This is a genomic window from Lentzea sp. CA-135723 (genome assembly GCF_050936595.1).
In the GTDB taxonomy this organism is placed as follows: domain Bacteria; phylum Actinomycetota; class Actinomycetes; order Mycobacteriales; family Pseudonocardiaceae; genus Lentzea.
This window is the reverse complement of the sequence record NZ_JBNJMK010000001.1, coordinates 4,795,450-4,819,615: the sequence shown is the minus strand read 5'-3', so window position 1 is coordinate 4,819,615 and position 24,166 is coordinate 4,795,450. Positions and strand designations below refer to the sequence as shown.

Genomic DNA, 24,166 nt, shown 5'->3' with positions numbered 1-24,166 from the left:
CATGCGCTCCAACACGCGCACGTTCCGGGGCATCGCGACAGCTCTCGCGGTCTCCCTCCTCGTCACCGCCGTCAACCTGACCGACTCGCCCACGGCCTTCGCCGCGGGCTCCCCCTCCGTCCCCTTGCCGGACGTCTCGTCCGTCTCGGTCACCGCGGAGACCCGCCAGTCCCGCAACCCGGACGAGGCGACCACCCGTGCCCTGAAGAACGACCAGCCGCCGAGCACCGGTGGCAGACCGGACGGCGGGGGTTCGTTCAGCGCGACTCCGCTGAACCCCTCGGGGACGTGGACCGTCTCCGCGCAGAGCGGTGACTTCAGCTGGTCGTACCCGATGCGGGTACCTCCGGCACCGGGAGGGTTCGTGCCCTCCGTCGGTCTGTCCTACCGGTCGTCCCTCGTGGACGGACGGACGAGTGCGACGAACAACCAGGCGGGCTGGGCCGGCGACGGCTGGTCGCTCGGCGCCGGATTCATCCAGCGCACCTACGGCGCCTGCCTCGACGACACCGAGGGCAAGACGCCCCCGCGAGTCGGTGACCTCTGCTGGCGCAGCGACAACGCCACCGCCTCCTACCCCGGTGGCGGCGGTGAGCTGATCAAGGACGACGACGAGCCGTCGAAGTGGCGGCAGAAGTCGGACAACGCCGCGCGCATCGAACGGATGACCGGCCCGTCCGGCCCTGAGAACGGGGACGCGGACCGCGAGCACTGGAAGATCACGACGGTCGACGGCACCCAGTACTTCTTCGGGTCCCGCCCGGAGTCGCAGTCGACCTGGACCGTCCCCGTGTTCGGCGACGACGACAACGAGCCGTGCAACGACAAGACGTCGTTCGACAAGTCGTCGTGCGACCAGGGCTGGCGCTGGAACCTCGACAAGGCGATCGACCGCAACGGCAACGTGATCCTCTACAACTACGTGGCCGAGAAGAACAAGTACAGCTCGAACATGAAGGACGCCTCGGTCACCTACACCCGCGGCGGAACGCTCGACAACATCGAGTACGGCCTGAACGAGAACGTGCAGGCGCCGGCGAGCGGCAAGGTCGTCTTCACGGCCGCCGAGCGGTGCGTTCCCGGCAGCAACTGCTCGCAGACCTCGAAGGAGAACTTCCCCGACGTCCCGCTCGAGGAGAAGTGCGACGCGGCGACCTGCCGCGACCACTGGTCGCCCACCTTCTGGTCCACCAAGCGCCTCGACAAGGTCACCACGAAGGTGCGGCGCGGTGACGGCAGCTACGGCGACGTCGACTCGTGGACGCTCGACCACCAGTTCCCCGACACCAGGGACGGCAACGGCGCCGCGCTGTGGCTCAAGGGCATCAAGCACACCGGTCACGTCGGCCAGGCGGTCGACCTGCCGCAGGTGACGTTCGAGGGCCAGCTGCTCAACAACCGCGTGCCCAAGAACTCCAGCGCGTACTCGATCAACCGCTACCGCATCAACGCGATCGTCACCGAGTCCGGCGGTGTCACGACGATCAGGTACGCGGACACGAACTGCAGCGAGAACACGTTGCCCGCCAGCGCGCAGTCCAACACCCTGCGCTGCTACCCGGTGACGTGGCGGAAGAAGGACTTCGCCGAGACGGAGGACTACTTCCACAAGTACGTCGTCGATTCGGTCACGTCGTCCGACGCCTCGGGCATCAACACCGAGCAGTTCGTCCGGTACGAGTACGTCGACGGCGCTGCCTGGCGGTTCGACCAGTCCGAGTTCGTCAAGGACGACAAGAAGACCTGGAACGACTACCGCGGCTACGGCAAGGTCCGCGTCCTCACCGGCAAGCCGGGTGTCGCCGCGGCCCCGGTCACCAAGACCGAGCAGTTCTTCTACCGCGGCATGGACGGCAACAAGGGCGACACGGCCCCGCGCAAGCTGACCGACTCGGCCGGAGGTGTGCGGGACGACCACGACTGGCTGGCCGGTCTCTCCTACGAGACCGTCACCTACGAGGGCGAGTCCGACAAGGTCGTCTCCAAGGTCATCAACACCCCGGACTGGCAGGGCCCGACCGCCAAGCGCGGCATCTACAAGGCCTACCTCCTGGGCGGCGGCACGACCGACACCTACACGGCGCTGAAGGACCGCGACTGGCGCCACACCAGGGTCAAGACGACCGTCGACCAGTACGGCCTGCCCACCGAGACCGATGACCGCGGCGACCTGTCGACCGACACCGACGACCTCTGCACGACGCGGACGTACGCCCGCAACGCCGGCAAGTGGCTGATGGCGTTGCCGAACGAGTCCGAGACGGTGTCGGTCAACTGCGAGGCCACGGCCGTCTTCCCCGGTCACGCCGTGTCGGCGTCGAGGAACGCCTATGACGGCGGGGACTTCGGCGGCGTCCCCGAACGCGGCAACGTGACCAAGGCGCAGGTCGCCAAGAGCCGTCCCGCCGCCGCACCCGACTACATCACCAAGGCCACGCTCGGGTACGACGTGCACGGCCGCATCACCACCGCGACGGACGCGCTCGACCACACGTCCACAGTGGAGCACACACCGGCGGCCGGTGGTCCGCTCACCAAGGCGGTGACCACCAACGCGTTGGGGCACAAGGCGACCACGACCTACGAACCGGCCTGGGGCGCGGTCCTGCAGACCTCGGACGCCAACGCGGTCCCGCTGGTCACGACGACCGAGTACGACGGTCTCGGCCGCTCCGTGCGCTCGTGGAACCCGTTGCGGCCCAAGTCGGACTACCCGAACGACCCGAGCGCCAGGTACGCCTACGACGTCCGCAAGGACGGACCGACCGTCGTCACGGCCACCACGATCGGCCCCAACGGCCGTGAGATCTCCTCCAAGACCCTCTACGACGGCCTCTACCGGGTGCGGCAGGTGCAGACACCCGCAGATGGCGGCCGTCTCATCGTCGACACGCGGTACGACACCCACGGCCGCACGGCCAGGGTCACGCAGCCGTTCTTCAACAACAGCCCGGTCGACAACTCGATCGTGATCGCGTCCGAGGCGGACCTGCCCGGCTTCACCACCTCGGAGTACGACAACGTCGGCCGGCCGGTCAAGACGACCAGCACCGCCGGTCCGCACGTGAACGTCACGTCGACGACCTACGACGGCGACCGGGCGTTCGTCAGCCCACCACAGGGCGGCACGCCGACGACGACGATCTTCGACGCCCGCGGCCGCAAGACCGCTCTGCTGCAACACAAGAGCAACGCACAGCTGAACGACTTCGAGCGCACCGAGTACGCCTACACGCCTTCGGGTCAACTCGCCTCCACGAAGGACGCGGCAGGCAACGTCTGGAAGTGGCAGTACGACCTGCTCGGCCGGCTGGAGAAGTCGGAGGACGTCGACAAGGGCACGACCCTGTTCACGTACAACAACGCCGACCAGGTCGTGACGTCGACGGACGACCGCGACACGACGCTGACGTTCGCCTACGACGTGATCGGCCGTCCGTCGAGCGTGCGCAACGGCTCCACGGTGCTGCGCGAACAGACGTACGACACGGCGACCAACGGCGTCGGCCTGCCCGCCTCGGCGACGAGCTACACCGGCGGCCAGGCCTACAAGACCGCGGTGCAGAGCTACAACGGCCTCGGCCAGCCGAAGAGCACCTCGGTGACGATCCCGGACTTCGAGGGCGCGCTGCGCGGCGAGTACAAGTCGTTCTACAGCTACGGCCCGGACGGCAGCCTGCAGGGCGAGTCCTACCCGGCCGTGCCGTCGATCAGCCTGGCCGCGGAGACGATGAAGTACGTCTTCGACGACCTCGGCCGGGCGACGACCACCAACGGCAAGGACGACTACGTCACCGCGAGCACGTACACGCGCTATGGCGAGCGCTCGCGCCTCCAGCTCGGCAAGGCCGGCGGCCGCACGTGGCTGTCGTACTACTACGACGTCAACAACCGCCGCATGGACCGCTACATCGTCGACGCCGAAGTGACGTCGCCGATGCAGGCCGACATCAGGTACTCCTACGACAAGGCAGGCAACGTCCTCGGCGTGACGGACGCCCTGGCGGGTGACAAGCTCGATCGCCAGTGCTTCCGCTACGACCACCTCCAGCGGCTGACCGAGGCCTGGACGCCGTCCACGGCCTGCGAGACGGAGCCGGCCACCGTCAGCCTGGCGGGCCCCGCGCCGTACTGGCACTCCTACACCTACGACCCCGCCGGCAACCGCAAGACCGAGGTGCAGCACGCCGCCGGCGGCGACACGACGCGCACGTACGAGTACCCGCGCGGCCACGAGCTGAAGTCCGTGAAGACGGTCAAGCCGGGCGTGACCACGCTCGACAGCTTCACCTACGACGCGTCGGGCAACACGAAGACCCGCAACCTGACCGGCGTCGGCCAGACCCTCGACTGGGACGACCTGGGCCGGCTGGCCAAGGTGTCCGAGGGAACGGCGAAGCAGACGGAGTTCGTCTACGGCGCCGACGGCTCCCGCCTGCTGCGCAAGGACCCGGACGCCACCACCCTCTACCTCGGGGGCCAGGAGCTTCGCCTGGTCAAGAACGCGACCAAGCCGACCGTCACGCGTTACTACAGCCACGGCGGCCAGGTCGTGGCGATGCGCGAGGGCACCACGAAGATCACCTGGCTGGCCGCCGACCACCAGGGCACCGCGCAGATCGCCGTCGACAAGGCGACCCTGAAGGTGGACCGCCGCCGCCAGCTCCCGTTCGGGGCCCCGCGCGGCACCGCGGACCCGTTCCCCGGCGAACGCGGCTTCGTGGGAGGCACCATCGACGCCTCGACGGGCCTCATCTCCGTTGGAGCGCGGCAGTACGACCCGGCCATCGGCAGGTTCATCTCCGTCGACCCGATCATGGACGGCTCCAGCCCCCAGCAGTGGAACGGCTACGCGTACAGCAACAACTCGCCGATCACGTTGAGCGACCCGTCCGGCCTGCTCGCGCAGGCCTGCATGATGGACGGGCCGTGCGGCACGCAGGGAGCGACGGAGCACTACACGCCGATACTGGGTTCCGACGCGCCGGCAGGTGCGGTGCCGAAGCCGCAGAAACCGCAGAAGAACTACAGCGCCCAGCGCGACAAGGCTGTCCAGCAAGCGGCCAAGGACGCGTACCACGGCATCGTCGACGCGGTGGACTTCCTCGGGTCGTGCCGGATGAGCCTCGACTTCACCATCGACCTGGAGAAGTGCGACAACGCGATCGCCACCGTCAAGGGCGGCGTCATCACGTTCGGCAAGAACCCCCAGGGCGTGCTCGTGCAGAGCATCGTCGCCACCGTCGACCCCATCGTCGAGGCGGTCAAGAACGAGGACTACGGGACTGCTGTCGGTCTCGGTGTGGTCGTCGTCGGCGAAACCGTGGTGGGCAGCAAGGGCCTGGGCAACGCGGGCAAGGGCCTCAGGGGCGTCGAGGCTTTGGCCAAGGCCTGCCTGAACAGCTTCGACGGCGATACGGCCGTGCTGATGGCCGACGGCTCGACCAAGCGCATCGATGAGATCGAGGTCGGTGACGAAGTCGCGAACAGCAATCCTGGCGACACCTCTGTCCAGTCGAACACGGTCGCGGCTGTCTACGTCACCGATGAGGACAAAGAATACGTCGATCTCTCGTTCGCGGATGGCGCGGAGAAAATCACCGCGACCGCACACCACCTCATTTACAGCGTTACCCGAGGTGGCTGGGTGGAAGCTGGCGACCTCAAGCAGGGCGAGGAGCTCCAGGCGCCGGACGGGAGCGCGGTGACTCTCGCTGCGACGGTGCACAGGACCACGTTCATGCGGACCTACAACCTCACCGTGCAGTCCATCCACACCTACTACGTGGTTGCCGGCCTGGTTGCTTTGCTGGTGCACAACCGCAACTGCCTTGGGCCGGTACCACTCGGTGGCAATGACCTGGCGCAGATGGCGGTCCAGCACAGGTTGCAGAAGCCCACGAGTCCCGGTGTCAACATCGCGGTATTCGAGATCGACACCGGTTCGGGGTTCCGGCACATCCTCATGGAAAACGCGGGCAACAAGGGTCCGCATTCCGAAGAACTGATCAATGCGCTTATCGAGAAGGAAGGGGTGGACAAGGGTTCGGTCACCCGGATCTACTCCGAGCGAGTGCCGTGCTCGATGAAGAACCACGAGTGCGCCGCAATTGTCGGCCAGTACGCCAACGCCCAGGTATCGTTCAGCCTCTCCGGAAGCAGCAGGGAGAATTTCACGGCCATCCTCAAGTACATGAGCGGTCGCTAGTGCTAGCAGCGGAGTGGTGTCGATGAGCAAACATCGTGAGGCGACTTCCGACGTGTTGTCGCGGCCGTTGGCCTCGTTGGTCGTGCCGGAGGTCAGGGCCGAGGCGCGCCCTGAGGTGGTGAGAACGTGGGATCTGGCGGAGCGGGACAGAGAGATCTTGATCGAATGCGGCCTGCCGACGATGGAGCAGTGCCGGCTGGTCCCGCACGTGCAGGAGGATCTGCTCCCAGGCCTCGCGAGCTCACGGGGTCTGGCGTACGGCCTCGGTTCCTTCGCCCAGTACGTCGTCGGGGCGCTCGCTTCGTCTGGTGAGGTGATCGGGGTGCCGCGCACTGCTCACTCGACTGAGGCGTACATCAGTTCCTCGGTTGCGCAGTACGTCGAGATGATGTGGCGGTGGTACTGGATCTCCCAGATCCTCGAACCGCTCTCGTTCGGCCTCGAGCAGTACGACGTGGTGGACGACTTCCTCGAGTTCGCGATCCGCCTCGACCCGGCGATCGAGAGCGCGGACGGAACGTTGTGGCCTGACTTCATCCAGGACCAATGACGAACCTGAAGGCCGATCGGGCTACTCGCCCGATCGGCCTTCAGCCTGAAACCGGCAAAACACCCGTAGGCATATCGGCACGCCGTAGCGGGCACTGGCAGGATGGAACGATCAGCGCGTCCGACAGAGGTGGTCCCCGTGACGAGTCCGTTCGCCAACCCGAACCGGCCCGGCGTGCCTCCGCGCCTGCCCACCCCGCCGACGGGCTGGCCGATCGGGTCCTACGCCACGTACGAGGAAGCGCAGCGGGCGGTCGATCACCTGGCCGTCGAGGACTTCCCGGTGCAGGACGTGATGATCGTCGGCGTGGACCTGATGCTGGTCGAGCGCATCACCGGCAAGCTCACCTGGGGCCGCGTGCTGATGACCGGGGCGGCGAGCGGTGCGTGGTTCGGTCTGTTCGTGGGGCTGTTGCTCACGCTCTTCAGCCCTGAGCCCGGCGTTACGGTCGGGCCTGTTCTCACGGGTCTGATCACCGGTGTGTTCTTCGGGCTCGTGTTCGCGGCGGTGGGGTACGGCTCGGCGAAGGGCAAGAGGGACTTCCAGTCCGCGTCCCAGCTGGTCGCGAACAGGTATGACGTGCTGTGCCACCCCAAGTCGGCCGAGAAGGGCCGTGACCTGCTCGCGAAGCTCGCGATGCGGCCGGTGAACCCGAGCTCTTAAAGGTTTCATAAGTCCATTGGTTCTGAATCGTTGCTTCCTTTGGTTGCGGCTCGTGATCACCCGGCCTAGGTTCATCTGACCGGTCCGCCCGGTGCGGCCGGTGGCACGACGAGGTGCCGGGCGCTGCGGTCTGGCTCCTCCGTGCAGTCGGGAAGGAGGCAGGGCCGATGGGTGCGACAAGGCGCTATCGACTCGCGGCCGGAGTGGGAGCCGCGGTACTGGCGGCCGGAACTCTGACGGCGTGCGGGTCTGGCGACCAGGGCATCACCGTGAACGTCTACAAGTACCCGCAGGAGAACTTCCAGGCCATCGTCGACAGCTGCAACGCGAAGGCCGGCGGGCGCTACAACATCGTCTACAACAAGCTGCCGCGTGAGGCGGACGGTCAGCGCGAGCAGATGGTGCGCAGACTGGCGGCGGAGGACGACAGCATGGACGTCCTCGGGCTCGACGTCACGTGGACGGCGGAGCTCGCGAAGGCGGGCTGGATCAAGGAGTTCACCGGCTCGGTGAAGTCCCAGGTCTCAGAGGACACGTTGCCCGCGCCGCTGGAGACGGCGACGTACGAGGGCAAGCTGTACGGGGCTCCGGACAACACCAACGTCCAGTTGCTCTGGTACCGCTCCGACCTCGTGCCCACGCCGCCGAAGACGTGGGACGAGATGATCTCCATGGCCGAGGCGCTGGTGGCGGAGGGGAAGCCCGGTCAGATCGTCGCGCAGGGCAAGCAGTACGAGGGACTCGTCGTGCTGTACAACACCCTCGTCAACTCCAACGGCGGCAAGATCCTCGACGAGAACGGCACCAAGGCCATCGTCGACGCCAAGGCCGTGGAAGCGTTGGCGGCGTTGAAGAAGCTGGCCACGTCGAAGGCGATCGACCCGTCGTTCTCCAACGCGGCCGAGGACAACGCGCGCCTCGCCATGGAGAACGGCAACGCGGCGTTCCAGCTCAACTGGCCGTACGTCTACGCGGCGGCGCAGAAGAAGCCGGACTTCGCGAAGAACTTCAAGTGGGCGCCGTACCCGACGCTCAGCGGGAGCCAGGCGAAGGTGACGGTCGGCGGGATCAACTACGCCGTCAGCAACTACTCCACGCACCCGAACGAGTCGTTCGACGCCGTCACGTGCCTGCGCAGCGCGGAGAGCCAGAAGCTCGCCGCCCTCAAGGACGGTGTGCCGCCGACCATCAGGTCCGTCTACGACGAGCCCGAGATGGCCGAGGCGTACCCGATGCGCGACGACATCAAGAAGACGCTGGAGAACGCGAGCGCGCGGCCGAGCACGCCCGCCTACCAGAACGTCTCGACCGTCATCTCCACGATCCTGTCGCCGCCCGCGAGCATCGACCCGCAGGCGACAGGAGACAGGCTGCGCAAGGAACTCCAGGACGCTCTCGACTCGAAGGGAGTGTTGCCGTGAGCCACGCCGTGACCGAAAAACCCGAAGCGGCAACGGAAACAGCGCCGGCCAGGAAGAAGGCGGCGCTGAGCGAGGGCAAGAAGGCCGAACGCAGGCTCGGCTGGCTGCTCTGCGCCCCCGCCGCGATCACCATGGTCGCGGTGACGGGCTGGCCGATCCTCTACTCGCTGCTGCTGTCCATGCAGCGGTTCGACCTGAAGTTCCCGGACCGCACCGAGTGGATCTGGTTCGACAACTACGTCACCGTGCTGTCGAGCCCGTACTGGTGGAACGCGGTGTGGGTGACGGTCGTGCTGACCGTCGTCACGGTCGCGATCGAACTGGTGCTGGGCATGTCGCTCGCGCTGATCATGCACCGCGCGCTGGTCGGCCGGGGCATCGTCCGCACGACGACGTTGATCCCGTACGGCATCGTCACGGTCGTGGCCGCGTTCTCCTGGCGCTTCGCCTGGACGCCCGGCACCGGCTACCTCGCGGAGGCGCTGGGCGGCGACCCGGTGCTGACCGAGAAGGTGCCCGCGCTGATCGTCGTGAGCATCGCGGAGATCTGGAAGACCACGCCGTTCATGGCCCTGCTGCTGATGGCGGGCCTGGCGCTGGTGCCGGACGACCTGCTCAAGGCCGCCGCGATGGACGGCGCGAGCGGGTGGCAGCGGTTCATCCGGATCACCGTGCCGATCATGAAGCCGGCGATCCTGGTCGCGCTGCTGTTCCGCACGCTCGACGCGTTCCGGATCTTCGACAACCTCTTCGTGCTCACTGCGGGTTCGCAGGGCACGTCGTCGGTGTCGATGTTGACCTACAACAACCTCATCAAGGGCTTGAACCTCGGTATCGGGTCGACCATGTCGGTCCTGATATTCATCATGGTCGCGATCATCGCGTTCGTGTTCATCAAGCTCTTCGGCACCGCTGCCCCCGGCAGTGACGACGGAGGGAAGCGCTGATGGCGGGCATCGGAGGAGCGGAGACCCCGGCCAAGAAGTGGGGCTGGGGCGTGCTCAACACGGTCGTCGTGATCTACGCGCTGTTCCCGGTGCTGTGGATCGTGTCGCTGTCGTTCAAGTCCTCGGCGACGTTGTCGGACGGCAACTTCATCCCGCGCGAGTGGAGTCTGGAGAACTACCAGAACATCTTCTCGACGTCGGAGTTCACCCGTGCGCTGGTCAACTCCATCGGCATCGCGATCATCGCGACGGCGATCGCGGTGGTGTTCGGCACGATGGCCGCCTACGCCATCGCGCGGCTCGACTTCCCCGGCAAGAACCTGCTGGTGGGCGTCTCGCTGCTGATCGCGATGTTCCCGCAGGTCTCGCTGGTGTCGCCGTTGTTCGAGATCGAGCGCTCGCTCGGCCTGTTCGACACGTGGCCCGGCCTGATCCTGCCGTACATCACGTTCGCGCTGCCGCTCGCGATCTACACCCTGTCGGCGTTCTTCCGCGAGATCCCCTGGGAGCTCGAGAAGGCGGCGAAGATGGACGGTGCGACGCCGGGGCAGGCGTTCCGTCGCGTCATCGCGCCGCTGGCCGCGCCGGGCGTGTTCACGACGGCGATCCTGGTGTTCATCTTCTGCTGGAACGACTTCCTGTTCGCGATCTCGCTCACCTCGACCGAGCAGTCGCGGACCGTGCCGGTGGCGCTGTCGTTCTTCACCGGCAGCTCGCAGTTCGAGGACCCGGCCGGGTCGATCGCGGCGGCCGCCGTCGTGATCACCATCCCGATCATCCTCTTCGTGTTGTTCTTCCAGCGCCGGATCGTCGCCGGCCTGACCTCCGGCGCCGTCAAGGGGTGAGTTGACCAATGGCAGAGATCGTTCTGGACAAGGTGACCAAGCGGTACCCGGACGGTGCGTTGGCCGTCCAGGAGGTCAACCTGGAGATCGCCGACGGCGAGTTCATCATCCTGGTCGGGCCGTCCGGCTGCGGGAAGTCCACCACGCTCAACATGATCGCGGGCCTGGAGGACATCACCGACGGCGAGCTGCGCATCGGCGGGCAGCGCGTCAACGAGAAGGCGCCCAAGGACCGCGACATCGCGATGGTGTTCCAGTCCTACGCGCTGTACCCGCACATGACGGTGAAGGAGAACATGGCCTTCCCGTTGCGGCTGGCCAAGGTCGACAACGCGACGGTGGAGAAGAAGGTCAAGAAGGCGGCGGAGATCTTGGATCTCTCCCAACACCTTGAGCGCAAGCCGTCCAACCTGTCGGGTGGTCAGCGGCAGCGCGTGGCGATGGGTCGCGCGATCGTGCGCAGCCCCAAGGCGTTCCTCATGGACGAACCGCTGTCCAACCTGGACGCCAAGCTCCGCGTGCAGATGCGCACCTCGGTGTCGCGCCTGCAGAAGCAGCTCGGCACGACGACGGTGTACGTGACGCACGACCAGACCGAGGCCATGACGCTCGGCGACCGGGTCGTCGTCATGCGCGGCGGTGTGGTGCAGCAGATCGGCGCGCCGCAGTTCCTCTACGACCAGCCGGCGAACCTGTTCGTCGCGGGCTTCATCGGCTCCCCGTCGATGAACTTCGTGCCGGCCACGCTGGAGAACGGCGCGCTGCGGTCGGTGATCGGCGACGTGACGCTGACGGACCGGATCCGCCAGCTCGTCGAAGGCGCCGACGCGCCCCGCGAGGTGATCCTCGGCATCCGCCCCGAGCACTTCGAGGACGCGTCGCTGGTCGAGCCCGCCAAGCTGTCGGCGGGCGGCAAGTTCACGTCGCACGTGGACGTGCTGGAGTCCATGGGTTCGGACAAGTACGCCTACTTCAACCTCACGGGCGAGCAGGCGGCCTCGGCCGAGCTCCAGGAGCTCGCGGCGGACGCGGGATCGGACGACGTGCCGGGTGACGGCATCTCGCTCGTGACGCGCCTGTCGTCGGCGTCCGGCGCGGTCGAGGGCGAGGCGTCGGAGATCTGGTTCGACGCCGACAAGGTGCAGCTCTTCGACCCGTCGAGCGGTAAGAACCTGACGTACACGGAACGGTGAATTCTCGTTTTACCGAGCCGCCTTCCCCACTCGGGAGGGCGGCTCTTTCTATGTCACTCGATCGGATTAGGACGAAAGACTCGGGTGCGCAAGGGCCGATCAGTCGAGGTCATCTGCCCTGCCGAACTCGGTTCGCCATTGGGCGCTCGGCAGCGACATCTCATCGAAACATGGAGGTCGTCGCTTCGGAACGTCCGCACGCTTGTCGAAGGCGGGTACAAGGACCACTCAGGGGGCTTCCGGGTAACCGCCGCCCGACGGAAAGAGAGCGTGCAATGGGGATCCTGGACGGGAAAGCGGTCGTCATCACCGGGGCAGGACGAGGTCTTGGTGAGGCCTACGCCATGCACGCGGCCCTCGCCGGAGCGTCCGTTGTGGTCAACGACAACGACGCTGACCTGGCGGAACGGGTCGCGGAGCACATCCGCGAGTTCGGCGGCCAGGCCGTCGCGTCGAACCACACCGTCGCCGACCCCAGCGAGGCCGCGAAGATCGTGGACCTGTGCCTGGACGAATTCGGCCGCGTCGACGGCCTGGTGAACAACGCGGGCCTGAACTACGAGACAGCGCCGTGGGAAGACGACCCGGAGACGATCCGGCAGGTCGTCGAGGTGAACGTCCTCGGTGTCATCTACACCGGAATCGCGGCCATGCGGGCGATGCGCGCTTCCGGCGGCGGTTCGATCATCAACATTTCCTCCGGCGCCTCGTTCGGTCAGCGCAAACTCGCCACCTATTCGGCCACCAAGGGCGCGGTCGCGTCGTTGAGCTACTCGTGGGCGCTGGACCTCGAAGCCGAAGGCATCCGCGTGAACGCCGTGTGCCCCGTGGCGCACACGCGGATGGTGTGGAAGTCGGAACGCTCCCTTCGTGCCATCCCGGCGGACCGCACGCCGGGCAAGGTGGCGCCGCTCGTGCTGTTCCTGCTCTCCGACCGCGCGGAGGGCATCACCGGCCAGGTGATCCGCTGCAACGGCAGGCAGTTGCACATCGTCGGCCAGCCGTACTTCAAGCAACCGATCCTGGAGAGCGACAACTGGGACACGGCTTCCGTGGAGCGGGCGTTCACGGGCGTGCTGCAGGCGCACCTCGAACCGTACGGGTTGGAGAAGAGGATGCCTCCCCGGCTCCGTGCGCTGGTGGAGCCTTCGCAGACCGCCTAGAGCGGCCCGCGGCGGTGCGGGGGACGTGGGGGAGCGTCTCCCGCACCGCCTTTTGGTCAACTGTGGACTGTCACGCTTGACGCGGTGCTAACTTCCCGCGCGTGGCTTCCCAGTTCCCCGATTTCGTCGACACCGCCTTCCGCGACGAACAGCTCATGAACGCAGGTCTCACGCTGAGGTACGGCGAACTGGGTCCCGCACTGGACCTGCTCGCCGCCACGCGCGACCGGCCGTACCGGCGTGAGCTCGCGGTCGACTTCCTCGGAGCCGTCGGCAGCACGGTGCTGCCGGTGCTGCTCAACGCCGAGGAGGAACGCCCCGACGACGTCAACCTCCTGCTGCTGCTGGGAAGCGCGCAGACCACCGCCGGCTGGCAGGCGCGGGGAGCCGCCTACGCGAAGCACACCAGCGACGCGCAGTTCGGCGGCCTGATCAACTTCACCCAGCGGGCCCGCCGGACGCTGCGCCGCGCGGCAGAGCTCGACCCGGACGACGTGGCGCCGTGGGCCGCGCTGATGCCCGTGGCACTGGGAGCGCCCACCCACCGCGGCGAGGCCGCCGAGGTCTACGCGGAGGTCGTGAAGCGCGTGCCGGACCTGGTCAACGCGAACCTGCGCCGCCTGCAGTCCACGGCGGCCAAGTGGTACGGCAGCCACGGCGAGATGTTCGCGTTCGCGCGTGCCGGTGTCGTCGGGCTGCCGGACGGACACCCGCTGCTCGCGTTGATCCCGATCGCGCACATCGAGCGGTACCTGTCCCTGCTGTCGGCGGACAGCTTCCTGGTGCGGCTGTGGCGGGTGATCACCTCGCGCTACCTCAAGAGGCAACGCGCCGAGGTCGACGCCGCGTCCGACCGCCTGCTCGCCGGCCCCGACGGTCAGCCGCACTCGTTGTGGGCGCACCAGATCTTCGCGATGTACTACTACGAGACCAAGACGAAGGACCGGCTCCGGTCGCACCTCGGCCGCAGCGGGCCGCGAGCCGCGTCGTGGCCGTGGGGCTACTTCGGCGACCACGACGAGAGGTTCGCCGCGGCGCACCGGCTGGTGGCGTTGCACTAGCTCCAAGCGGGGTAGGCGGGCGCGACCTCGGCGTAGCGCTCGCTCCAGTTCGGCGGGGTTTCGTTGCCGAGGAAGGCTTCCGCGCGGTCGAGGAACGCGTGCGTGCCCGGCGCGAAGCCCTTGGCGTTGCGTTCGGACAGGCCGGTGTGGGTGAACGTCAGGATGGTGTCGTCGCCGTCCTGCCGGAGTTCGTAGCGGACCTTGCTGTCCTCGACGATCCGTTGGTGCCACTCGTGTTCGAAGACCGCGTGGCCGTTCTCCGGCGGCTGCCAGACGAGGATGCGGCCGGTGACCCGCTTGGCGTCCATGGGAGCGGGCGGGTCCTCGGGCTCGATGACGACCGTGTTGTTCCGCGGGTCAACGGTTCCCTCGCCGAACCACGCCTTGCGCTCGGCGTCGTCGGTGATGGCGGCCCAGACGCGGTCGATCGGGTGGCTGAGCCTGCGCTGGAACGTGAGCGTGGCGTTGCCGCCTTCGACGGTGATGGTGCCGAGGTTCATCCGTTCTCCAGGTGCTGTTCGAGTGCTGCCAGGTGGTCGCGCCAGAAGCGGCGGTACGGCGTGATCCAGTCGTCGATGCGTTGCAGGCCATCGGGTCTGAGCGCGTAGATGCGGCGCTGGCCGTCGGGCCTGACCTCGACCAGCCCGGTCTCGCGCAGGATCCTGAGGTGGCGGGACACGGCCGGCTGCGTGAGGGCGGGCAGGCTGTCCACGAGCTCACCCGCGGTGCGCTCGCGTTCGGCCAGCAGGCTGATCAGGTGCCTGCGGTTGGGTTCGGCCACGGCCTCGAAGACGTCCACGGTGAGTTGTATAGTGGATGGCGTATATAAGCACAAGCTCATATGGCGTTCCGGTGACGTTTCCGCACGTCACACGGATGGCCCCGGGAATTGTCGGGGGTGGGTGTCATCATCGGGACATGGCTGAGCGCAAACCCAGAGTCACCGACTGGCGACTCGTCGTGCAGTCCCGGCTCGACCGGGTCCGCGCGGATCTGGCCGCGCTCGGCCCGTCCGACCCGGTCGATCCCGAGGGCGACGTGTGGCGGCGCACGGCCCTGTCTCAAGCCGCCGTCGTCGAGGCGATGCTCGCGGCGCGCGAGTCGTGGTGGCGAGCGCTGCCGTCGTGGTGGTCCGGTTGGCACATCGAACGTGCCTGGCGAGCGCTGCACGAGGCCGAGGTGGCGACGATCTCCGCAGAGCGCGGGTTTTCGGGGCGGTTACCCGGGTTGCAGGCTCGGGTGGCGCAGTACCTGGACGACGATGATCCGCGGCGTCGCGCTTTGGAAGCGTTGCGGCCAGGGGAGTTCACGCCTGCCGTTGAGCGGGCGATCGTGGTGGACGCGCTGCGGGCCGCCTACGACAACTCGGACTTCGCACATGCGGGGTCGCGGGCGTTGCGCAACAAGCTGATCGCGGCCTCGCTGGTGTTGTTCGTGATCAACACGGTGCTGGGGGTCGTGGGGATCGTCCGGCCCGGGATCATTCCGTTGTGCGTTGATCCCAAGGAGAACGCGCTGCCTGTCGTGTGTCCTGGGGGTGGGGCTCGGGCGTCCGGTGTGGACGTTTGGCTGGTGCAGGTGCTGGGGGCTTTCGGGGCTGTGCTGGCTGCTGTTGTGTTGTTGTTGCGGCGGCGGCCTTCGCTTTCGCCCTACGTGATGATCGGGTATCAGGCGTTGATCAAGATCATGCTTGGGGCTGCGTTGGCCGTGGTGGGGATTCTGGCGTTGGGGGCTGGGGTCACCAGTGGATTGATCGGGATTCCTTCTGCTGCTGCTTTGTTGTTGTGGGCTGTGATTTTCGGGTACGCGCAGCAGATCGGGACTCGGTTGTTGGACAAGTACACGGATGAGGTGCTGGATCAGGCTCGGCCGTTGCCGGATGCCGAGGGGCCTCGGGTTGTGCCTCGGTGATCCTTGGTTTGTTCTTGCTAGTGCGGTGGTCTTGTTGGGGGCAAAGACTTTGACGGGCGTGGTTGAGTCATCGCCGCTGGCGCGTCGATAGAGATTGGGGCTTGACTTCGGGGCCCTTGCGAGGCGCTTGTCGGACCGGAAAAGGCCGGGCTGAAAAGAGGCCCGGCCGAGCCACAAGTGGTAGCACCTCGCACCCAAAGTCAAGCCCCAATCTCCAGCGTGCGTGGCTGGGTTGGGTCTGTACGTCACCACACCGCTTTGACGGCGGTGAGAGGGAAGGACGCCTCGCCTTCGGCATTGCGTTGGGTCTTGGCTGGGCTCGGCTGCGCCATTGCCCTGAGCTTGCGCTCGGTCGGGCTCGCCTGCGGCTTCGCCAGGCCCTAAAGCCATCCTTGACCCGTCTTGCCTTACCCCGGTCTTGCCTCAACCCGTCGCGCCTTGACCCGTCTTGCCCGAGACCCGTCTTGGCTCGACCCGCCTTGCCCTTGACCCGTCTTGCCTTGCCGCTCGCGCCAGCTGGATTGTCAGACCTGCTGAGTACGTTGGGTCGCGGGGGGTCTTGCTTGCGAGGGGACGCCTGCGACAGCCTGCCCCGCTCGCCTCGCCCAGCTCCGCGTCGCCCGGCCTTGCCTAGCGTTGCCCGGGCCCGCTTGACCTCGCCGGCCTTGCCTTGCTTCGCGTCGCCCGCCCTCGCCCGGCCTTGCCTAGCGTCGCCCGGCCTCGGTTGGCCCCGCCTCGCCCTGCGGCGCCTGCCTCGCCGTGTGCGGGCTAGGTGCGCGGGGTTCGGGTCTGGGCGCGGGTTTCCTCGCGGACCGCGTTGATGACCTCGGCGTCCCAGCGGTGCGTGCGGATCAGGCGGTAGCGTTCCGCCGCCACCCACATGTAGGCCTCGGTCTCGGTGCGGTCGCCCACCATGTCGGCCTGCTTGAGCATCGCCACCACCGGGCGGTACTCGTCGGCGTACCAGCGGCGGGCCACCTCTGCTCGGTCCAGGAACTGGCAGGTGTCCTGCATGAGGCGGAAGCCCCAGGCTTCGACGTGTTCGCCCAGCTGTGCGTAGTGCCAGGGGTCGGAGAGGACCACGGCTGCCCTGGACTCGCCGGTCAGGGGGACTCGGTCCAGGAAGAGGCGGCGGTAGTCCTTCACGATCAGGTCGCCCCGGTAGCGGATGCCCGAGGAGTTGAGGCGGGTGATCACCTGGGTCACGTAGGCGTCGATGGTCTGCTGGCCCAGGGCGTGGGCCACGGAGACCCGGTGGTGGCCGTCGATGATGAAGTGGAGTTCGCCCACCCGGTACACCTCGATCGGCGGGACCGGTTCGCCTCTGCGGGCTGCTTGGGCCAGGCGTTGCCAGCGTTCGCGCACTCGGCCCGAGGTGGGGCGGAAGCGGCGGTCGAAGTCTCTGGTGCGGTCGACGCTGCCGACGATCGAGTCGAGGCGGATGGACTGGAGGCCCAGGCGCTTTTCGGACGCCATGCCCAGGGCGTCCACCACCTCGTGGAACGGCAGCATGATGTTGACGTCGTCCGGTTCTCTGCGCAGCCAGGTGGCCAGGCGGGACATCACCTGGCTGCGGCGGGCTCTGAGGAAGTCGCTTTCGGCGTCGGCCGCCGGGAAGCCGGTGTCCCGTTTCATCGCCCTACCTCCAGCACCTTCAGAGGGACCACGTTCACCACGCGGGTGGAGCCGAGCGTCCGGTCCGGGCGCGGGGTGCCGTGGGGGTGGATGTGGCCGTGCAGCATCAGCTCGGGTTGCAGGCGCGACACCAGGGTGCCCAGGCAGGCGAAGCCGCGGTGCGGGGCGTCGGGTTCGTCGCCGCAGCCGAGTGGTGGTGAGTGGGTCAGCAGCACGTCCACGCCACGTCCGTCCCGCAGCCTGCGCCACGCGGCCAGCCGGGTCACCCGGCGGGCTCTGCGGGCCTGCTGCCGTTCCGTCCACTGGTTCGGGCCCTTGTTGTAGCGGATCGAACCACCGAGACCGGCTATGCGCAGGCCGGCGACGTCGATCACGCGTTCGTCCGCGTTCACCGCACCGGCTGGACCTGGCCAGCGGACCGGCACGCCCGCCTTGGTCCACAGGCCGCGCACGTTCGCGTAGCCGGAGAGGTCGGCGTCGTGGTTGCCGGGGACGAACACCAGTGGCTTGTCCAGGGCGTTGGCCAGGTGTTCCAGGTAGTCGAACGGCAGGTCGCCCGCCGCGAGGACCAGGTCCACGTCGCCATGAGCGTGCACCTGGTCCGTCCACAGCGCCTCGACGACCTCGTCGGCAACCACCAGAACCCGCACCATCTCAGCCAGCCTAATCAGGTCTTTCACCACATGACGGGAGCGAGCGCTGCCGTTAGCGTGAGCGGCGTGCTTGCCGAGCTGTTCGCCGCGGCCGCCCACGGCTGCCGCGACCGCAGTCCGCTGACCCAGCGACTCCTCACCGACGCGGCCGACGACCTCGCCAGAGGTGGCGTCACGACCAGGATCATGGCGGGCTCCGAACGCGACCGGGAGGGCTCCGTGCCCGGTCTGCGGTTCGCGGGCGCCGTCCACCGGCTCGTGCTCGAAGGCCGCGCGCCGGCGCTGTCGAAGCACTACCCGTCGGTCGGCGGCCGGCCGCACCTGCCGACGCTGTGGGACGACGCGCTGCCCGCGCTCACCGAGCACGCCGACCTGCTGCGGCACCGCGTGCAGGCCACGGTCGTGCAGACCAACGAACCCGGCCGCAGCGCCCCGCTCTACGGCGGTCTGCTGGTCGCCGCGCAGGAGGCCGCGAAGGCCGCCGGACGGCAGGTGCCGTTCTGCGTGCGGCTGCTGGAGGTCGGCGCGAGCGGTGGCCTCAACCTGCGCCCGCACCACGTCGGCTACCAGCTCAGCGACCGGGTCCTCGGCGACCCGGACAGCCTGCTGGTGCTGAACCCGGAGTGGACCGGCACGCCGCCCGCGGACCTGGACCACCGGCTGCGCGTCGTCGGACGGGCCGGCTGCGACCTCACCCCGGTCGACGTGTCCACAGAGGACGGACGGCTGCACCTCAGCTCGTTCGTCTGGGCCGACCAGCTCGACCGGTGGAACCGGCTGAACAGCGCGCTCGACCTCGCCGCCACCGACCCGGTGAAGGTCGACCGGTCGGCAGGGCCCGAGTGGCTCGCGAAACAGCTCGCCCGCGCCGAACGCGACGTGCTCACCGTCGTGTGGCATTCCGTGGTGTGGCAGTACGTCTCGCCCGCTGACCGCGCGATGGGACGGGCCGTGCTCGCGGACGCCGCCGCGAAGGCGACCCCCACGACACCGTTGGCGCTGCTGGTCTTCGAACCGCGCCGCGCGGACGACGACTACCGGTTCGAACTGCTGCTGCGGCTCTGGCCGGCCGGGATCTCGCTCAACCTCGGCCACGGCGCGGGCCACGGCACGCCGTTCACCTGGGACGTCACCCCCTGGGAGTGACCACCGGGTTGATCACGTACCGGCCGTCCTGGAACTCCACGGGCAGCCGGAACTCCGCGCGCGTGCCGTCGTGCGTGTACTCGACGACGACGGCACCGTCGAGGTACGAGCCGCGCTCCACCTGAGCGGACTGGAACTGGTCGGTCGTCGACTGCGCCACGTCCTCGCCGCCGATCGCGAGCAACGGCTGCAACTTGTGGAAGTCGTGTGCCCGCAACGCGTTCGTCACCTCGGAGGCGAGTTCGTCCGGTGACGCGGCCCCCGGATCCGGCCAGGCCGCGATGGAGACGAACACCATCGCGATCCAGGCGACCGGGAGCGCCAGCAGCCAGAACCTGATGTTCCTCAGCCGCGCGTACACGTCAGGGCGTTCCGCTGATCAGCACGAACACGGTGGTGATCCAGCAGAGCAGGAACGCGAGGATCCAGAAGCGGATGTTGGTGAGAATTCTGGTCATGACACACCTCATCTACGAACAGAGCGAGCGAAACCGGGACTACAGCCAGCGATTTCGGCGCAATATTCGGTAGAGCGTGAGGCAGGCGACCAGGATCAGGCTGAGGATCAGCGGGTAACCGAACCTCCACTTGAGCTCCGGCATGAACTCGAAGTTCATGCCGTACACGCCGACGACCATGGTGGGCACGGAGATGATCGCGACCCACGAGGTGATCTTGCGCATGTCGGTGTTCTGCTGGAGCGTGATCTTCGCGAGCGTCGCGTCGACCAGCGTCGTCAGCAGTTCGTCGAACGCGGTGACGCGCTCGGAGACCTCGGTGAGGTGGTCGTCGACGTCGCGGAAGAACGCGCGCACCTGCTCGGGGATGAGCGGCGTGTAGCCCTCGGCCAAGCGGCGCAACGGGTTCGCGAGCGGCATGACCGCGCGGCGCAGCTCCACGACCTCGCGCTTGAACATGTAGATCTGCTCGGCGCTCACCTCGGTGCGCGGCGCGAAGACCCGCTCCTCCATGCGGTCGATGTCGTCCTCGATGTGGTCGGTCACCTCGAGGTAGTTGTCGACGACCTGGTCGGCGATCGCGTGCATCACCGCGGCCGGGCCGATCTCCAGGCGCTCCGGGTCGGCCTCCAGCACGTGCCGCAGCTTGGAGAGACCGGAGTGGTTGCCGTGCCGCACGGTGATGACGAAGTCCTTGCCCAGGAACACCATGATCTCGCCGGACTCGACGATCTCGTTGGCGGTGTCGGGGTGTTCGTTCGTCACGTAGCGAACGGTCTTGAAGACCATGAAGAGCGTGTTGTCGTAGCGCTCCAGCTTCGGGCGCTGGTGCGCGTGCACCGCGTCCTCGACGGCGAGCTCGTGCAGCCCGAACGTCTCGGCGATGCCCTCGATCTGCTCGGCGTCCGGCTCGTGCAGGCCGATCCACACGAACCCGTCCTTGCGCTTGCGCACCTCTTTGACGGCGTCGGTGTGCGTCCACCGGCCGGGCAAGCGCTTGCCGTCCACGTACACGGCGCAGTCGACGACGTACGCCGACAGCGGCACGGGGACGTGCGGGACGTGCCCCGCGGGGCCGCGCTGGTTCCCGCGTCCGCGGATCGAGGGCAGGCTGGGCATGGTGAGTTTCCTCCAGGTACACACGCCGACGTGAAGTGCAGATGCACGACGGGCGTCCAGACCGGGTGGAAAGAACGATCCAGAAGGGATCTAGAAAGCCACCTCGGAGAGGACGCGCCTGGTACTGGCAGGGTGGGGGTCCTTGCTCATTTAGGGGTCCTCACCTCCTCGGGGCGAAGTCACTGGTGGTGGAAATCCTCACACACCGGTTGCCGAGGGTACTCCCTCCGCGTAAAGACTGTCTCCCCACCTGTGGCAGATCTCGATCACACGTAGTTGGAGGCGCGGTGCAGTTCGGTCGGTACTACGAGGAGTTCGAGGTCGGAGCGGTCTACAAGCACTGGCCTGGCAAGACGGTGACGGAGTACGACGACCACCTGTTCTGCCTGCTCACGATGAATCACCACCCGCTCCACATGGACGTGAACTACGCGGAGAACACGACGGACTTCGGCAAGAACGTCGTCGTCGGCAACTACATTTACTCGTTGCTGCTGGGCATGTCCGTGCCCGACGTCTCCGGCAAGGCGATCGCCAACCTGGAGATCGAGTCGCTGCGGCACGTGAAGCCCACGTTCCACGGTGACACGATCTACGGTGAGACCGAGGTGCTCGACAAGACGCCGTCCAAGTCGAAGGACGACAGGGGCGTCGTCTACGTGGAGACTCGCGGCTACAAGCAGGACGGCACGGTCGTGTGCATCTTCAGGCGCAAGGTCATGGTGCCGAAGCAGTCATACGGCGAGGCCCGCGGTGGCGAGCAGCCGGGGCGCCCGGAACCTGTCTCCAACTGATTTTGGGGTAGTGACGTGACTTCTCTGGATCTGGCACAGCAGCGCTTGAGAGCGTTCGCCGAGGAGGCTTCCGCCATCTCGCCGCTCTACGAGCACCTCGCGTCGCGTGCCGCCGCCGATCCGGAGGTCGCGGACCTGCTGACCGCCGCCAGCGAGGAGAACGCCACCGGCGAGCTCCTGCTGGCGGCGGCGCACCGGCTCGTGCAGGCCGAGCCGTTCCACCAGCTCTCGAACTACTACCCGTCGCTCGGCGGCACCTACGGCGCGGACGAGAGCACCTGGCCGTTGTTCCGGGACTTCCTGCTGGAACGTGCCGAACGCGTCCGTGCGCTCGTGAGCACCCAGGTCGTGCAGTCGAACGAGGTGCGCCGCGCGGCGTTGCTCTACCCGGCCGTCGCGGCGGCGGCCAAGCAGGCGGGCGGGCCGATCGGCCTCGTGGAGGTCGCGACGACCGCGGGCCTGCTGCTCGGGCTCGACCAGTACTCGTACCGCTACCAGACGGCGGAGGCGGGCCAGGTCGTCGCCGGCCCGGCCAAGGCCGCCCTGGGGCTGCACTGCGCGCTGGAGCTCGCTCCCGGAGCCGTGCTGCCGAAGCTGCCCAAGACGGTGAAGGTGGCCGCGAAGGCGGGCATCGGGGTGGCACCGGCCGACCTGGCCGACGAGGACGCCTACGCGTGGCTGGAGGCGTGCGTGTGGGCCGACCAGCCGGAGCGGCTGCGGCTGTTCGGCGTGGCGGCGGGCGTGCTGCGCAAGAACCCGCCGCGGCTCGTCGCCGGAGACCCCGTCGCGGACCTCGCCAAGGCGGTCGAGCCGATCGACGCGCCGCTGGTCGTCATCTCCAGCGGTTCGGGCCTCGACCTCACACCCGCTTTGTCCGCATTGGGGAAGGATGTCTGGTGGGCCGCGCACGAGGACGGTGAGCTGCGCCTCATCCGTGTCGGTGAGTCAGGCGTGCAAGTGACCACCCTGGCGACGACCGAGGCCCACGGGCAACGTCTCGTTTGGTGCTGAACGCTCGCCCCGTTCGCGTGAACCCTGATCAGGCCCTGGGCAGGCAGTTCCACTCGGAGAGCGCTTCCACGAGCCCTTCCGTCGTCGGAAGTGTGTCCAAGGTCGCACTGTCCACCCAAGCGACATCCGATGCGTCGTCGCCCGCTCGGAGCACACCCGACGTGACCTGGCATTCGTAGTCGAAGATCGCGTAAACCCCGTTCGGGGCCGGTCGCTCAACGCAGCCGACGAGGCGGCCGACGGTGACGGAGAGTCCTGTCTCCTCGACTAGTTCCCTAGTCACGGCCGCCTCATCCGTCTCATCTGGCTCCACGCGCCCGCCTGGTACCGACCACATGCCCTCACCAGGCGGGTTGGCCCGTCGCACGAGCAGTAGTCGCCCAAAAGAGTCAAAAACGATGGCTCCGACGCAACGGATCGTGCGCTTGCTGCTGGCGGTCACGATCACGAAGCGTAGTCACACTGGAATGGCGGTGCTGTCCGCTACCCCGGCTGCGGTACAAATCTCCCAAGGTGCTGAATCGTGCTGTACAACGGTCACGAACGGCGCCAAACGGGTGCGACGCGGACGGGGTGGACACCGTGAACTTGAAGAAGATTCTCACTTTCGCTGGAATCGCCTTGCTGCTGTTCTTCTTGATCGCGGAGCCCCAGCAGGCGGCCCAACTCGTGCAGAACATCCTCAACTCGCTCCGCACGGCGGCCGAGGCACTGATCACGTTTGTGCGTTCCGTCTTCTAGTCTGGTACCAGCCACCCCCGAGGTGGCCTGGAGCAGGTCTTGGTACCAGGAAGGGCTGGTAGCGCATGTTCGCACCTCGTGATCCGGACGACTACCTGCTGTCGAGCGAGCGTCGGGTCATCCGGGTGCGCAGGCACTGGTCCTACCTGATCTGGGACGTCCTGGAGGCGGCGGCGCTGCTCGCCGGCTTCATGATGATCTCGTACCTGCTCCCGGCGGACGCCGGACTGCTGCAGAACGTGCTCTGGTATGGGGCGCTGCTCGTGTTGCTGCGCCTCTCGTACTTCATCATCGAGTGGTGGGTGGAGCGCATCGTCGTCACCGACAAGCGCTTCATGCTGACCTCGGGCGTCTTCGAGACCAAGGTCGCGATGATGCCCATCAGCAAGGTCACGGACCTCACCTACGAGCGGACCGTGGGCGGGCGCATGCTCGGCTACGGCACGCTCATCGTGGAGTCGGCGGGTCAGATCCAGGCGCTGAACCGCCTGGAGTTCCTGCCGGACCCCGAAGAGGTCTACGACGCCATCTCGGAGCTGACCTTCGGCGACAAGAAGGCCCAGGCCGAGCGCTTCTCGATGATCAAGGCCCAGCGTGCGGCGCGCGGCAAGAAGATGGTCCCGTAACACGGGTCGTTCATCACGTCG

The 24,166-nt window shown here is 67.4% G+C and carries 22 protein-coding genes; 15 read left to right on the top strand and 7 right to left on the bottom strand.

Annotation, left to right across the window (positions count from 1 at the left end; genetic code table 11):
* Nucleotide 1: 1 nt before the first annotated feature.
* From ACQEU1_RS21735 to ACQEU1_RS21695, 9 genes are all read left to right on the top strand, one after another.
* Complete coding sequence (locus ACQEU1_RS21735; protein WP_433204577.1) at nucleotides 2–6,208, top strand: RHS repeat-associated core domain-containing protein; 6,207 nt, start codon at nucleotides 2–4, stop codon at nucleotides 6,206–6,208.
* 22 nt (nucleotides 6,209–6,230) lie between these two features.
* The gene (locus ACQEU1_RS21730) at nucleotides 6,231–6,758 is read left to right on the top strand and encodes an SUKH-4 family immunity protein (protein ID WP_433204574.1); all 528 of its coding nucleotides are present in this window, start codon (nucleotides 6,231–6,233) and stop codon (nucleotides 6,756–6,758) included.
* 102 nt (nucleotides 6,759–6,860) lie between these two features.
* Nucleotides 6,861–7,421 carry a general stress protein gene (locus ACQEU1_RS21725; protein WP_394613778.1) on the top strand — a complete coding sequence of 187 codons (561 nt, stop codon included), beginning with the start codon at nucleotides 6,861–6,863 and terminating at the stop codon, nucleotides 7,419–7,421.
* Nucleotides 7,422–7,588: 167 nt separating this feature from the next.
* On the top strand, nucleotides 7,589–8,842 hold the full coding sequence (locus ACQEU1_RS21720; protein ID WP_433204570.1) for an ABC transporter substrate-binding protein: 1,254 nt from the start codon (nucleotides 7,589–7,591) through the stop codon (nucleotides 8,840–8,842).
* Nucleotides 8,839–9,789 carry a carbohydrate ABC transporter permease gene (locus ACQEU1_RS21715; protein ID WP_433204567.1) on the top strand — a complete coding sequence of 317 codons (951 nt, stop codon included), beginning with the start codon at nucleotides 8,839–8,841 and terminating at the stop codon, nucleotides 9,787–9,789. The genes ACQEU1_RS21720 and ACQEU1_RS21715 overlap by 4 nt, the downstream gene beginning before the upstream one ends.
* Nucleotides 9,789–10,634, top strand: coding sequence for a carbohydrate ABC transporter permease (locus ACQEU1_RS21710; protein ID WP_433204564.1), 846 nt, complete (start codon nucleotides 9,789–9,791; stop codon nucleotides 10,632–10,634). The genes ACQEU1_RS21715 and ACQEU1_RS21710 overlap by 1 nt, the downstream gene beginning before the upstream one ends.
* Before the next feature lie 8 nt (nucleotides 10,635–10,642).
* A complete protein-coding gene (locus ACQEU1_RS21705) occupies nucleotides 10,643–11,827 on the top strand; it encodes an ABC transporter ATP-binding protein (protein WP_433204561.1) in 1,185 nt (394 codons plus the stop codon).
* A 275-nt stretch (nucleotides 11,828–12,102) separates the two neighbouring features.
* Nucleotides 12,103–12,990, top strand: a complete 888-nt coding sequence (locus ACQEU1_RS21700; RefSeq protein WP_433204558.1) for an SDR family NAD(P)-dependent oxidoreductase — start codon at nucleotides 12,103–12,105, stop codon at nucleotides 12,988–12,990.
* A gap of 101 nt (nucleotides 12,991–13,091) precedes the next feature.
* Nucleotides 13,092–14,051 carry a hypothetical protein gene (locus ACQEU1_RS21695; RefSeq protein WP_433204555.1) on the top strand — a complete coding sequence of 320 codons (960 nt, stop codon included), beginning with the start codon at nucleotides 13,092–13,094 and terminating at the stop codon, nucleotides 14,049–14,051.
* Here ACQEU1_RS21695 and ACQEU1_RS21690 read toward each other — a convergent pair.
* Both ACQEU1_RS21690 and ACQEU1_RS21685 read right to left on the bottom strand, forming a co-directional pair.
* A complete protein-coding gene (locus tag ACQEU1_RS21690) occupies nucleotides 14,048–14,551 on the bottom strand; it encodes an SRPBCC family protein (RefSeq protein ID WP_433204552.1) in 504 nt (167 codons plus the stop codon). The genes ACQEU1_RS21695 and ACQEU1_RS21690 overlap by 4 nt on opposite strands.
* Nucleotides 14,548–14,850, bottom strand: a complete 303-nt coding sequence (locus ACQEU1_RS21685; protein WP_433204548.1) for an ArsR/SmtB family transcription factor — start codon at nucleotides 14,848–14,850, stop codon at nucleotides 14,548–14,550. The genes ACQEU1_RS21690 and ACQEU1_RS21685 overlap by 4 nt, the downstream gene beginning before the upstream one ends.
* Before the next feature lie 119 nt (nucleotides 14,851–14,969).
* Between ACQEU1_RS21685 and ACQEU1_RS21680 the strand changes: the two genes are divergently transcribed.
* Nucleotides 14,970–15,962: a hypothetical protein gene (locus ACQEU1_RS21680; protein ID WP_433204545.1), complete on the top strand. Its 993-nt coding sequence runs from the start codon at nucleotides 14,970–14,972 to the stop codon at nucleotides 15,960–15,962.
* A gap of 768 nt (nucleotides 15,963–16,730) precedes the next feature.
* Here the strand turns inward: ACQEU1_RS21680 and ACQEU1_RS21675 are convergent.
* A complete protein-coding gene (locus tag ACQEU1_RS21675; protein WP_433204542.1) occupies nucleotides 16,731–17,597 on the bottom strand; it encodes a chromosome partitioning protein ParB in 867 nt (288 codons plus the stop codon).
* Complete coding sequence (locus ACQEU1_RS21670) at nucleotides 17,594–18,250, bottom strand: metallophosphoesterase family protein (RefSeq protein ID WP_433204539.1); 657 nt, start codon at nucleotides 18,248–18,250, stop codon at nucleotides 17,594–17,596. Before ACQEU1_RS21670 ends, ACQEU1_RS21675 begins: the two co-directional genes overlap by 4 nt.
* A 66-nt stretch (nucleotides 18,251–18,316) precedes the next feature.
* On the opposite strand from ACQEU1_RS21670, the gene ACQEU1_RS21665 reads away from it, so the two are divergent.
* Nucleotides 18,317–19,396, top strand: coding sequence for a DUF2332 domain-containing protein (locus ACQEU1_RS21665; protein ID WP_433204536.1), 1,080 nt, complete (start codon nucleotides 18,317–18,319; stop codon nucleotides 19,394–19,396).
* Here the strand turns inward: ACQEU1_RS21665 and ACQEU1_RS21660 are convergent.
* Nucleotides 19,380–19,757, bottom strand: a complete 378-nt coding sequence (locus ACQEU1_RS21660) for a hypothetical protein (protein ID WP_433204533.1) — start codon at nucleotides 19,755–19,757, stop codon at nucleotides 19,380–19,382. The genes ACQEU1_RS21665 and ACQEU1_RS21660 overlap by 17 nt on opposite strands.
* 136 nt (nucleotides 19,758–19,893) lie before the next feature.
* On the bottom strand, nucleotides 19,894–20,973 hold the full coding sequence (gene corA, locus ACQEU1_RS21655) for a magnesium/cobalt transporter CorA (protein ID WP_433204530.1): 1,080 nt from the start codon (nucleotides 20,971–20,973) through the stop codon (nucleotides 19,894–19,896).
* A 287-nt stretch (nucleotides 20,974–21,260) separates the two neighbouring features.
* Between corA and ACQEU1_RS21650 the strand changes: the two genes are divergently transcribed.
* Complete coding sequence (locus tag ACQEU1_RS21650) at nucleotides 21,261–21,767, top strand: MaoC family dehydratase (protein WP_090065688.1); 507 nt, start codon at nucleotides 21,261–21,263, stop codon at nucleotides 21,765–21,767.
* A 15-nt stretch (nucleotides 21,768–21,782) separates the two neighbouring features.
* Nucleotides 21,783–22,778 carry a DUF2332 domain-containing protein gene (locus ACQEU1_RS21645; protein ID WP_433204526.1) on the top strand — a complete coding sequence of 332 codons (996 nt, stop codon included), beginning with the start codon at nucleotides 21,783–21,785 and terminating at the stop codon, nucleotides 22,776–22,778.
* Nucleotides 22,779–22,806: 28 nt separating this feature from the next.
* On the opposite strand, the gene ACQEU1_RS21640 is transcribed toward ACQEU1_RS21645, so the two are convergent.
* The gene (locus ACQEU1_RS21640; RefSeq protein WP_433204523.1) at nucleotides 22,807–23,220 is read right to left on the bottom strand and encodes an NUDIX hydrolase; all 414 of its coding nucleotides are present in this window, start codon (nucleotides 23,218–23,220) and stop codon (nucleotides 22,807–22,809) included.
* Nucleotides 23,221–23,360: 140 nt separating this feature from the next.
* Between ACQEU1_RS21640 and ACQEU1_RS21635 the strand changes: the two genes are divergently transcribed.
* On the top strand, nucleotides 23,361–23,519 hold the full coding sequence (locus tag ACQEU1_RS21635; protein WP_169746024.1) for a hypothetical protein: 159 nt from the start codon (nucleotides 23,361–23,363) through the stop codon (nucleotides 23,517–23,519).
* A 65-nt stretch (nucleotides 23,520–23,584) separates the two neighbouring features.
* The gene (locus ACQEU1_RS21630) at nucleotides 23,585–24,145 is read left to right on the top strand and encodes a PH domain-containing protein (RefSeq protein WP_382440238.1); all 561 of its coding nucleotides are present in this window, start codon (nucleotides 23,585–23,587) and stop codon (nucleotides 24,143–24,145) included.
* Nucleotides 24,146–24,166: the final 21 nt, after the last annotated feature.